Source organism: Phocaeicola sp. HCN-6420, assembly GCF_037890145.1.
Taxonomy (GTDB): Bacteria; Bacteroidota; Bacteroidia; order Bacteroidales; family Bacteroidaceae; genus Phocaeicola.
The window spans coordinates 1-12,441 of the sequence record NZ_JBBKBJ010000013.1 but is presented as its reverse complement, the minus strand read 5'-3'; the positions used below and the strand labels follow the sequence as shown (position 1 = coordinate 12,441).

Genomic DNA, 12,441 nt, shown 5'->3' with positions numbered 1-12,441 from the left:
ACTTATTATTTAATATAAACTGATTCGATTGTATAATTCTGTCCGCTAACAATTAAACCTCCAGCCTGCAACTGAGTCAAGACATCCTGAGTTATTGTCAATGAAAAATTTCCATCAATAGTAAAATACTCCATGCCTGGAGCAATAGCTCCCCAAGTACTACCATTCTTAAATGATCCTTGTGCTCCAGATTTCAAATCGGAAACGACTACGGTAATCACCTGTCCTACCTGAGCCGCTGCGAATGAAGCGGATGGTATCTGTGCGTAACTAGACCATGAACCTGTATCCAGCGGACCTTCAAAAATAAGTGTCCCCATAGAACCTATAATTTCAAGCGGATAAGAAATTGTACCATTCGAAGAAATCAAATCCAGATTTACGGAACCAACGACATCGGCAGGTAAAGAAATCAATAACTTCGTATCGCGTAAAATAAATTGAACTTGATTTCCTGCTATCATAACTCGTTCCAGCTTATCTCCGTTGGCAACATCCAATTCCAACAAGGCTCCTGCTTCAACTTTATCAGGGACATTTACAAGATAACAGCACTGAGGTTTCGAGATGGAAAGTGAGGGAGCTTCTACCTGCTCTCCATTATGCATATTCAAAACAATATTACCCGTTTCAGCCTGCATTGGAACAACTACAGACAGGCGTTGTACCGAAGGAGAAGTAACTTCTACCGTCTGTCCGCCGTTGAATGTTACTGAAGCAACCAAATCCAGATTTTGACCATTTATCTGCAAACTTTCACCAGCCGGAACAGAGGAAGGAGTATAGCTCTCTACCTGCGGTTTCAATGTTTCAATTGTTACACTAACTTGTTTGCCACTCTTCGTATTCAATATAAGATTACCACTTTGTGCCATTTCAGGCATAACAACTTTCAGTTCATGTTCCGACTGAGCTGTCGGTACAATCGCTTCATCAACTCCAGGGAAAGATAAATCAGTAACAACATCCAGATTAGTACCAGTCAGAACAATTTCATCTCCTCCTCTAAGACCCGAAGCAGGAGCAGCAGCAACATCTGTCGGTACAGCCATGCTTACATGAGCAACAACAACTTCTACTCCCGAAGCAGGTACAGCAACAATATCCCCATCGGAGGTATTTTCTGGTAATGCAAACGTTATTTCGGTTGAATTATTCAACGTAAATTCGACTTCCGTTCCATCGGGCATTATCACCTGACGAACTAAATCAAGATGTTGTCCTGATATTTCGACCAAATCTCCCGGCTTAGCATTCTCCTTATTTACAACATTCTCTACAGAAGGCAGGGTCACTACTAATTCATCTTCTGAATAAATCAAATTAGGCAGTTCTTCACCATCAGACAGAATAATCTGTCCGGTTTGAGCCTCTTGAGGGACAACCAGCTGTATCGTATTACGTTCATGCGTAATAAAATTGTCTTCCGATACGACCACCTCATCCGCAAAAATAACTTCATGAATCAGATTCAGATACTCTCCTTCGATCGTCAACTCATCTCCCGGCAATACAGCCGACGGGGTGAAGTTGTCTATCGAAATGGGTTCCGTAAAGGTCAACTCTGTTTTCGTTGTAATATCTCCATTAGGAGTTCTTAAAGTAACCAGTCCCGGTTGCGCTTCCTGAGGAACAGTGATACGGATTTCCGTATCACTGATTACCTTAATATCTGTAATATCGGCACATCCAGGAAGAACAACAGCCGTCACCTGGTTCATACCACTTCCCAAGAATCTCAATTCACCACCACGTGCAACAGGAGACGGACCGAAAACATTTAAACTTATTCCTCCTATATACTGGTTAGTATCTACTTCATCACCTTTCAGACATGAAGTAAAAGAAACGCCTGTCAATAAAAGTGCTCCTGCCAAGCAAAGCACCGACAATTTATTTGTTTTCATTGTAATTCATTTTTTGATTAATAAATAGGAACAACTCGGATATTATCGATACAGATAGTTGGAGAACAAGCTGTTCCAGTTACTCCCCCGTTCCATACAAATAAAGTCAAACCAGTAATATCTGTTGCCGACAACGGAGAAATCGAAATACCAGAAGCACCATAACGGAAATCAGATAAAGGAATCGTTACCGTTGTCCATCCGGTAGTAGTATAACTTCCTGTAGACTGCCATGGAATCCACAAAGCACGCGGGAAAGTATCACCTTGAAAGAAGGTATTGTTCATATTATTTCCGCTTACCTCGTTATTTGTTGTGAGCAATACCTGCATAGCACATGCGCTCCAAGCGTCGGGTACATTTACTTCAAACTTCAATTGCAAATTACTCAAGTCTTCAAAATCGACCAATGTATTCAGATAAGGAGTAGCTTCATCTCCATAAGGCCAATATTCAAAAGCAAAGTCAGTATCATTCCAAGCACCGTTATCCAGATCGCCCTGGAAAATCAAATAATTACCATCCAATGAAGTAACCTTGTCCAATGTGCCAATAGTTGCTGCATGCCAACCGTTATCTTTTGCTATAGCATCATCGCCATCATCATCAAAGTCGAACAAAATACCATCACGCTCCATATAACGGAAAGTAGACTGTCCGGTTCCATAAATAGATTCCACATTAATGTATCCCATTTCAGCCCCATCGGGTATAACGAAACTAACAGCATTTCTCGTCAAGTCAGTTATTTCTGTAACTGGAACATTTCCTATTTCTATTGATAATGGGACATTCGGGTCATCGATAAAATAATCTCCATAAATTGTAGCAACCGTACCCGGTTGAGCATATTCGTTCGACATAGAAGTTATTTTCGGTGCCGGAACCAATACATTGAAATCATAGGTTACAGTTTCATGATTCTTATTAGTCAAATAAATCTTATTGGTAACCACACTCGGTATTGTGGAAGGAATATCCACAATCAAAGTATTGTCCGTAATCAAACTTGTATTCAGAATCGCTTTCTGATCGTTGAAATAAAGTTCATAAACACTTCTCAGATTTTCGCCAACCAAACAAATCGTATTTGCCATATAAGCTCCTGTTATCAATGAATCGGCTACCTCCGGATCTGTCATACGTATGTATTTTACAGTAGGAAGTCCATCTGATATTTCATATTTATCTGGTTCATCTTCACATGAAGTTACTACCATTCCAGAGATAATAGCTCCAATCATAACCAAGCCTTTTATATATCTTAGTATTGCTTTCATTTTACTTCTATTTTTATTAATAACTATACTCACTTCGTACATCCACATGAATCGGGTCTTCCATCAGATGAGGATTAAAGACAACATCTTCTGTAGGAAACGGCAATGTAAAGCTTGAAATAGTAACATTAGGTTTGACTGCGGTAGGATTATACCGATGTTCTTCCGGATTTACGGTAAAAGTACCAGTCTGATAATATGTTTTATACAAATCATCCAAGCCATAATAAACATCACGGCGTTGGTTCGTCAATTCATCTATTGCTCTTTGTGGATCATAATAAGACAAACGAACATAGTCATACCAACGATCTCCCTCACAAGCTAACTCCAAACGACGTTCTTTCCATACATCTTCCCACGTAATGACGGAAGGACGTTCGTATGTACTGATAGCTCTATGACGTACTTGATAAAAAGCATCAATTGCAGAGGCATCAGTAGTTGAACCATTATTACCAATTACAGCTTCTGCATAGATTAAATATACATCCGACAAGCGTAACAGATGAGTACTCAATTGACTGTGTTGAGATGAAGCAGATACCCCAGTTGCCGTCAAATGGTCATTGGCATTACCATACAACTGTTTTACTTCATTTGCTCCTGTTGCACTTTGATAAGTACCCGGACCACCTAAATTATCTGTATCATAAATGAAGTTGATATAATTGAAACCACCTTTATCTTGCCAAAAATATTCATAAACATCACCACACATCATCATCGTTGCTTTACGACGTGCATCGCCATTATAACGTGTCGGACTTAAAGCATTCTCACCAAAAGCATCTTGCAAATCGACGGACGGTCCGTTATACCCTCCCCAACAGTCACCAAATTCATCGAAACCAGTTATCGCCAAATCCGACTGTAAGGCATTCTGACAAGTCCAAGCATCAGAAGAAGCCGACCAGTGCCATGATAACAGACACTCTTCATTGAAATTGTTTGCCAGACGGAATACATCTGAATAGTTCTCCAACAAATGTCTGCCTGAATTATCAATAACATCTTTCGCATAAGCCGCAGCCTGACGTAAGTCATCTTCATTTCTCGATCCGTTCATTCCATAGCCCGACTTAGTAAGATAAACCTTAGCCAGCAAACCTTTAGCAGTATACTGATCGATACGCCCCTCCGAATTTGAAGGAGGTAACAGTTCTATTGCCTTTTCCAGTGTCATAACAATGTACTCATAAACATCTGGAATCTGTACCTTATATTTTTCATTGTAGTTGCCTTCCGCTATATCCGAAGAGTTACTGTGAACGATAGGTACTGCTCCGAAAGTACGTACCAGATAAAAGTAAGCCATAGCCTTCCATACCAGACATTCACCGATGCACGTATTCTTTGTCTGATCTGAAACTGTAGCAGACAGAAGTCTTTCCCGAATTGTATTTGCATACGCATTTACCGACCACAAAGAATAAGACATATTTATCAAATCTTCATCTGTACCATTCACAGTAAAGGTCAAATATGGAGAAGAGCCCCAATAGTAATTACCAGCCAGCACCTCACCTACTTTAAAGAAACCGCGTTGAAAATCAAACCAGGGAGAGTTATACAAAGGATTTACTCCCTGAAAGCATTGCTCATCGTTCTGATAAAAGTTATCGACATTGTATGAATCTTCTGCCGGACGATCCAAGAAATCATCACAAGAAGATAAATTGATACCTAAGACGGCTGCTAAAGCCCAATATTTTATATTATTCAATTTCATAACCATCGTTTTTTTAGAAAGAAACATTCAATCCGAAAGAATAAACAGTAGGAGAAGGATAACGACCATTATCCAAACCATAAACATTCGCACTTGCAGTGCTGGCTCCAATTTCCGGATCATAACCATCATAACCTGTAATTGTCAACAAGTTTTGGATATTTGCATATATACGAAGATTATCCAGTCCCCATTTCTTTATCATCTTTCCAGGGAACGTGTATCCCAAAGTGATATTTTTCAAACGAATATATGAACCATCTTCTACATAACGATCACTAATACGGTCGTTATCATTAGGATCTTGTATGGAAGCACGAGGGACAGTTGTACCAGCATTTACAACACGTACATTAGTAATATCATCATACCAATTATATACAGTCACGCCATTGACCACTACACCTGCCGCATAATCTTTATTAGGATCTATAGGAACAATTTGTGCACGGTCCAAAACAGAACTCAACTGGTTACTCCAAGGTGAATTCATATGCGTTAACTTCATGCCAAGATAGTTATATACCTTATTCCCATATGAACCATTTATAAACAAAGACAAATCAAAATTCTTATATCTAAATGTATTAGTCCACCCAAAAGTAAACTTAGGCAGCGGAGAACCTATATTAGTTCTATCATTTTCATCAATAACTCCATCGCCATTCAGATCCTTATATTTAATATCACCAACCCAAACTGTATTGGTTCTGTTAAACACACCATTAGCCGGATATTTGACAGGTTTAGCTGATGTCTGCAAATCTTCTAAATCTTCGTATACACCATCACATACATAACCATAGAAATTATATAATGATTCGCCTACATTAGTCACACTCACTACATCACTCCACTGACCATATCCTACGATTTGAGCATTGGCCGTGCCATCGAGTGCACGCAATTTATTTCTATTAAATGAAATCTGAAAATCTGAATCCCATTCAAAAGCTCCAACAAGCGGATGAGTATTCAAAGAGATTTCCCAACCTTTATTTTCGATATCACCATAGTTTCCCATCGGTGCAGCCAAAGCAGAAGAAGCATTTCCCGACGTACCCATATAAGAAGGAAGTTGCAAAGACATCAACATATCTTTAGAAACCTTTTTATACCAGTCGACAACCAAATTTACTCTTTCGTGGAAAAAGCCTAAATCAATACCCACATTAACTTGTTCCTGAGTTTCCCATTTGACTCCCAAGTTTGCAATATTAGACTGGCGATAACCTAATCCCAATCCGGTCGGCATTCTCGACATACTTGCTCCCCATCGGTATCCGCCAATATTCGAATTACCAGTTTGTCCCCATCCAAGACGCAGTTTACCATTACTAATCACATTGGTTAAAGGCTCAAAGAATTTTTCATTAGAGAAACGCCAAGATCCAGCTACGGCATGGAAACCAGCCCAACGATTATCAGGTCCGAAATTCGATGAACCATCGTAACGATAAGTATAGGTAGCCAAATATCTATCTGCATAGTTGTATGTCAGACGAGTAAAGAAAGAAGCCATCGCCGAACTACCAAATCCAGCATTAATAGACGGAGTGCCTGTACCCAATGCAGGATTATGAACTATATCCGAAGGTAAATTAGTATTGGCAACCGAAGTATAATCATAATTAGACTCCCAGCATTCTTGCCCTAACATTGCAGTGAAGCTATGCTTATCAATCTGACCATTATAAGTTACATAGTTTTTCAATTGCCAGAATGTACTATTATTTTTTTGTATAGAGCTAGAGTTACTATCACGCTTCCAATTTCCTAAATCTACTTTCGGCTGATAACGCTCACCTTTGTTGTAACTGATATCATAACCAAATTCTGTATGCCAGGTTAGATTCTTCATCAAAGTTACGTCTGCAAAAATACTACCTGTCAATTTCTGGCGGTACAACAGAATCTGATCCATCATAGCCATTGCAATCGGATTCGGACTAGTATATCCTTCACGTACAATAGATGAATAGTTACCATCGATATCATAAATAGGAATATCCGGTACTGTCTGCAATGAATAACTGATGATACCTTGGTCACTATCGGCCAACTTCAAATCATCTTTGGTAGAAGAATAAGTGGCATTCAGTCCAATCTTTAACCACGATTTCAATTGTGCATCCAGATTTGTACGAAACGAATAACGGTTAAAGCTGGAACCTATCAATGTACCATCCTGATCCATATAAGATCCCGAAACATAATATTTTACCTTATCGGTACCGCCTTATGCCGAAATCTGATGCTGATGCTGCAATGCTGTACGGAATACGGCATCTTGCCAGTTTGTACCAACACCCAACAAAGAAGGATCGGCATAGGTAGAGCTCTTTTCCAGTTCACCCGTATCGACGAAGTCATTATAAAAACTGGCAAACTCACGCAAATTCATCATGTCCAGACGCTTTGTCTGACGCTGTACAGCCAACATACCGTCATAAGTAAACTTGGCTTCACCAGCTTTTCCTCGTTTCGTTGTAATCAAGACAACTCCATTCGCACCTTGAGCGCCATAAATAGCCGTTGCCGAAGCATCCTTCAAAATCTCCATTGAAACGATATCCGAAGGATTTATAGTAGACAAAGGAGAAATGGTAGAAACAGAACCGTTACCCAATGCATCACCCAATCCAAAGTCTGCACCCGACGAACCACCTCCTTGTACAATCACACCATCGATTACATACAAAGGTTCCGCATTCGAATTAATTGTAGCTTGTCCACGTACGCGAATTGAAGAAGAAGATCCCGGTGCTCCAGAAGTTGTTACAGCCGACACACCTGCAGCACGTCCCTGCAAAGACTGATCCAAGTTCGTAATGACAGATCCTTTTATTGCATCTTCCCCCACAGAAACAGATGCACCAGAAAGATCACTTTTTTTCATTGTTCCATATCCGACAACGACAACTTCATCCAACGTTTCTGAATCTTCTTTCAGCACAATGTTCAAAGAAGTCTGGTTGGTTATTTTAATAGTTTGTGTTACATAGCCGATATAAGAAATTTCAAGTGTAGCTCCAGCAGATACATTCAATACAAAATTTCCATCAAAATCAGTTATCACTCCATTTGTCGTACCTTTTTCAAGAACATTAGCACCAATAACAGTTTCACCAGTAGCATCAACTACCTTTCCTTTAATTTGTTTTTTAGTTTGCTGCGCAATCTCTGATAAATGAGCTTCAGAAGCCCATAGCTGATGTGTATTCCCCATCGAAATGGCTGCAAATGCACCAGCAATCAGTACGCATTTCCTTACATTCCTATCCATGATATTCTTTTTGATTAATAAAATTCTATTTATCAGACCCAGATAAAAAGTCAACAAAATCATTGTTCTTTACACAATATCAGACTTAACTCATACTTATATGTATTTTCATTACTGCAAAAATAAAAATTATATAACGTAGTAAATAATACTTTTTTATCAAGAACTGATATAGTAAAGACAAGGATTATTTATAGCCAATATTATTTCACAAATAAGTAAAATGATATTACATCAATTAAGAAGCTATGCGATACAAATATTATTTTTTAAGCTTCCTACAAAAAGTTTTTATCAAAGCAATCGTACTGCTATCCGAAGCAAACACAGAATTCAATCCCTGCTGCTCCTGAGCGGGATCACCAGTATAATCATCGCCCGGTTTCCAATATTCATGTTCTGTAGACGGATTGGCCAAGCCACCCCATCCCCAAAAATTACAACCGGCAAACAATGAATGAGAAGCCGCATGCTGTACTACCAAATCAAAAATATACTTATAATAAGCATCACGTGCCGTAACCGGAGAAGACTTGTCAAAACGGAATCCGTCTCTCGGATATCCGAATTCTTCCATCACCAAAGGTTTCTGATACTTCTTTGCAATTGCCAGGTGTTCGTCGATATATGACTTAGAATTTTGTTTAGCCTTTTCCAAGTTCTCCTGCAAGCTATCCTTCGGAGCCCAACCCCAGTTATAAGGCCAGATATGAATATTCAGATAGTCGACGTTTGCATCAGCATGAATTCTTTCAAACAGATTCATATCCATTTCACATCCCCACTTACCTTCACTGCCGGTAGACACCAGGTGATTCGGATCCAGCGATTTTATCAAAGCAGCAGCCTTACTTATCCAGTTGGCGAAACTTTCCTTATACTCTTCTACAAAAGCACGAGGTTCGTTACCTATCTGCCACGACATGATAGTAGGATCGTCTATATAACGTACCTTGGTATAACGGTTGGTACGGCTAATTACATCTTTTACATAGTTAGCATAAAGAGCTTGTGCTGTATCCGAACAAACAAATTGTCCGGCAAATTTCATATAAGCAGCATATCCGTCGGCAGCCGGAGCTGGAGCTTTACCATAACCTGCCCATTGAAGATACTGACCGTAACCTCCACTCCACTCCCAGGAATTATTTAAATAAAGCACTGCAAGCATATCACGCTTCGACATTTCGGCAAGCAGATAATCTAATCCAGCAAAAATCGTATCATTGTAGACACCCGGAGCCACCTGAAGAGTTGGCTCCACCTTAGCCGATACCCCCCTTTCACCATCAGATCCAACCAGGATACGTAAGTTGTCAATGCCAAGACTCTTCAGTGAATCCAACTCACGACACAAACGCTGACGATTTCCTCCCTGACCTTCTGAGCCAAGAATGGCACCGTACCAGAAATTTGTTCCGACATAATAATACGGTTTCCCATTTCGGAGAAAATGTCCGTTCTCTACGCGTACAAAATTGCTTCCCTCTTGATTTTTTGATGGCGTGGTACACGAAACAGCAACCAGCACCAACACCAGCGATACAATTAAATTTAGCTTTCTCATATCTATTAGATTTATTTTCATCAATGCAAATTTAAGGGGAAACAGCACACAAAGATGATATAATTTTATCCAATAATTTACATTTGTCCCCTTCCCTTTTTCCAGGCTCACACAACCTGATTTATACAAGTAAAGGCGCTGGTTACTTCACAATAACCAACACCTTTGCCCATTATCCTTACAATATTTACCTTTAAATACTAACCATACAATAAAAAATAAACTTTAACTTCGAATATATTTTATACGGTCTGAAAAACAGACAAGCAACGACATCACCGGCAAATACTACTTAGCCAGCAACGTATGCTTTACAACATGCCCCCACTCTTTGATATCTTTATCTGCCCATCCGGCATCCGGTGCCGAAGGATAAAGCATGGAGCAAGTTTCATCTTTATCCGCAATCGACCAGGCAGCCCAACTGACAGCATGTTTTTTCATCCACGACAACCACAGATTCCACTCCTTCATATCAATTTCACCGTTGCCGTTTGCTTCCATCCCGGCACATTCCGAAACAAAAACAGGCAATCCTTTCTTCAAAGCATAATCGGCACGTTCACGTAACCACTCTTTATGAGAAGCCGCATAGAAATGTAATGTATACATTATATTCGATACATTCTGAATCGGATTGTCTGCTGCCAGATGTATATCCTGATCCCAATGAGGAGTACCGACTAAAATCAAAGCTTCGCTATCGACGGTACGGATACAACCGATAACCTCTTCCGCGTATTTTTTCACTTTTTTCCAAGAATCTTTTACAGGTTCATTAAAGACCTCGTATATTACATTCGGAACACCCTTATACCGGGAAGCCATCTCCCTGAAAAAAACCTTAGCTTCTTCGGTCCGTAAGCCATGGCTATGCCAGTCTACTATCACATACATATCATTTTCAATAGCGGCGTCTACCACTGTAGTCATACACTCCAAGGCTTTCTGACGATTTGTAAGATAAGCTCCCTCCGGTTCTACGCCCATTGCAGCACGCAGCAACGTACAATGCCATTGTTCTTTCAATTCCTTTACTGCAGAAGAATTATAAAAACGTGGCCACCAGTTATGCCATCCCAGACTGACACCTTTCAAGACAACGGTATCTCCTTGTTCATTTACCAGGGAAGTTCCTTTAACCAACAAACGATCGACCGCTGCACATACGGAAACATTGACACATAATAATACGGCACACAGCGCCAGACAAATCCTAAACGAAGAAGTCCTTTTTCTTATTTTCATCCGATTCATAGCATTTCAGTTTGAAGATGTTCTATCCCGATTAACTGATAGCAAAGTTAAGCTACAATTAAATGAAAAAGCAATACAATCTTATCATATTTTATTCATCTACGTAAAAAACAAAAAGTTTCAAATCTTATACAAACTCTAACGAAACGATAATCCTCCCCCCTCAAATGATAATTACACAAAAACGGCTTTCTCCTTTATGTCTTGTTGCAAAACAAAAGAGAAAGCCGCTTCCGCCAAAGATTCACCTTTATTATATAATAGTGCGCTTCTTCCGATAGTTATCTCTGAACTCCTTAGGAGAACAGTTTTTCTTCTTCTTGAATATACGATTGAAGTTCGACAAATTATTAAATCCACATTCATAGCAGATTTCCGCAATCGCCATCGTAGAATCCACCAGTAAACGGGTGGCATGCCCCAAACGCAGATCGATAATGTAATCCGACAGGTTCTTTCCGGTACGCAACTTGAAGAAACGGCTGAAAGAAACTTCTGTCATACCTACCATATCAGCAAGCACTCCCAGTCTGATTTCTTCCTGATAATGCTTCCCAATGTAATCCTGCACCTTTTGTACCCGCCTGCTGTCAGAATGGACTTCTATTTTTGCGAATGAAGAGCTCGACAACGTACGTGCCTGATCAGTAAAAAGGGAAAGTTCATACAATAAAGTCAGGAAGTGCACTACCGCATAAAAGCCTTTCATCTCAGGAAGCTTGTCGATAAGCGAATATACTTTCATCACCGCATCTATCGGAAAACACAATCCATACTGCGCCTTGTCCAGCATCTTACGAATCATATCGAACTGATTGGTTTCTATCAGTCCGCTCATAAAAGAAGGGACAAACTGAATGGTTATCTCTCTGATATCCGACGACGTGCAGGTATTCTGTTCCCATACATGCTCCAGATCAGGACTTGTAATCAGCACCAAATCATAATCGCCTATTACTTCAGCAGAATCACCGACAACACGACGCACACCCGAGGCATGCTCCACAAAATTCAGTTCGAACTCCCGATGCGAATGCATCGGATAGGTAAACTCTTTTTTATGCCTGTCGGCTATATAAAAGCAATCCTTATCCGACAAAGGAGTTATTTCACGTATGAAATTCTCATTGACTTGTTTTTCCATAGCACTCATCTTTCTTCAGTCACAAAGATACGAAATAAAATGATAGTTCAAAGAATACAAGAAAAATCTCAGAAAAGCAGCCAGAAAAAGTTATCGAATCCAGAAATATTTATGAAAAGACCTTCCGAAAAACCTGCTGAACTTTTCTGAAAATTTGTACAAAAACTTAGAAAATTTGTACAAAAAATTATCGACACTCCTCGAGAAATATTTTTTTCATTACGGCCTATCTACAAGAATAAGATAAAACCATATCAGTCTGTTCACC

The 12,441-nt window shown here is 39.6% G+C and carries 6 protein-coding genes and 1 pseudogene; all 7 read right to left on the bottom strand.

The window, feature by feature from the left end; all coding sequences use genetic code 11:
• Positions 1-5: 5 nt before the first annotated feature.
• A complete protein-coding gene (locus WKT12_RS09315; protein ID WP_340319514.1) occupies positions 6-1,907 on the bottom strand; it encodes an IPT/TIG domain-containing protein in 1,902 nt (633 codons plus the stop codon).
• 17 nt (positions 1,908-1,924) lie between these two features.
• On the bottom strand, positions 1,925-3,187 hold the full coding sequence (locus WKT12_RS09310; RefSeq protein ID WP_340319513.1) for a glycan-binding surface protein: 1,263 nt from the start codon (positions 3,185-3,187) through the stop codon (positions 1,925-1,927).
• A 16-nt stretch (positions 3,188-3,203) separates the two neighbouring features.
• Positions 3,204-4,919, bottom strand: a complete 1,716-nt coding sequence (locus WKT12_RS09305) for a RagB/SusD family nutrient uptake outer membrane protein (protein ID WP_340319512.1) — start codon at positions 4,917-4,919, stop codon at positions 3,204-3,206.
• A gap of 13 nt (positions 4,920-4,932) precedes the next feature.
• A pseudogene (locus WKT12_RS09300) lies at positions 4,933-8,205 on the bottom strand (SusC/RagA family TonB-linked outer membrane protein).
• Between the two features lie 262 nt (positions 8,206-8,467).
• Entirely contained in the window at positions 8,468-9,772 is a 1,305-nt protein-coding gene (locus WKT12_RS09295) for a glycoside hydrolase 5 family protein (RefSeq protein WP_340319511.1), read from the bottom strand.
• Positions 9,773-10,060: 288 nt separating this feature from the next.
• Positions 10,061-11,020 carry a glycoside hydrolase family 5 protein gene (locus WKT12_RS09290; RefSeq protein ID WP_340319510.1) on the bottom strand — a complete coding sequence of 320 codons (960 nt, stop codon included), beginning with the start codon at positions 11,018-11,020 and terminating at the stop codon, positions 10,061-10,063.
• 262 nt (positions 11,021-11,282) lie between these two features.
• Positions 11,283-12,173, bottom strand: coding sequence for an AraC family transcriptional regulator (locus WKT12_RS09285; protein WP_021972009.1), 891 nt, complete (start codon positions 12,171-12,173; stop codon positions 11,283-11,285).
• Positions 12,174-12,441: the final 268 nt, after the last annotated feature.

Excerpts from the sequence above, each read along its gene's own strand:
- WKT12_RS09305 (WP_340319512.1), bottom strand. The coding sequence starts at position 4,919 with ATGAAATTGAATAATATAAAATATTGGGCTTTAGCAGCCGTCTTAGGT.
- WKT12_RS09290 (WP_340319510.1), bottom strand. The coding sequence starts at position 11,020 with ATGAAAATAAGAAAAAGGACTTCTTCGTTTAGGATTTGTCTGGCGCTG.
- WKT12_RS09285 (WP_021972009.1), bottom strand. The coding sequence starts at position 12,173 with ATGGAAAAACAAGTCAATGAGAATTTCATACGTGAAATAACTCCTTTG.
- WKT12_RS09295 (WP_340319511.1), bottom strand. The coding sequence starts at position 9,772 with ATGAGAAAGCTAAATTTAATTGTATCGCTGGTGTTGGTGCTGGTTGCT.
- WKT12_RS09315 (WP_340319514.1), bottom strand. The coding sequence starts at position 1,907 with ATGAAAACAAATAAATTGTCGGTGCTTTGCTTGGCAGGAGCACTTTTA.
- WKT12_RS09310 (WP_340319513.1), bottom strand. The coding sequence starts at position 3,187 with ATGAAAGCAATACTAAGATATATAAAAGGCTTGGTTATGATTGGAGCT.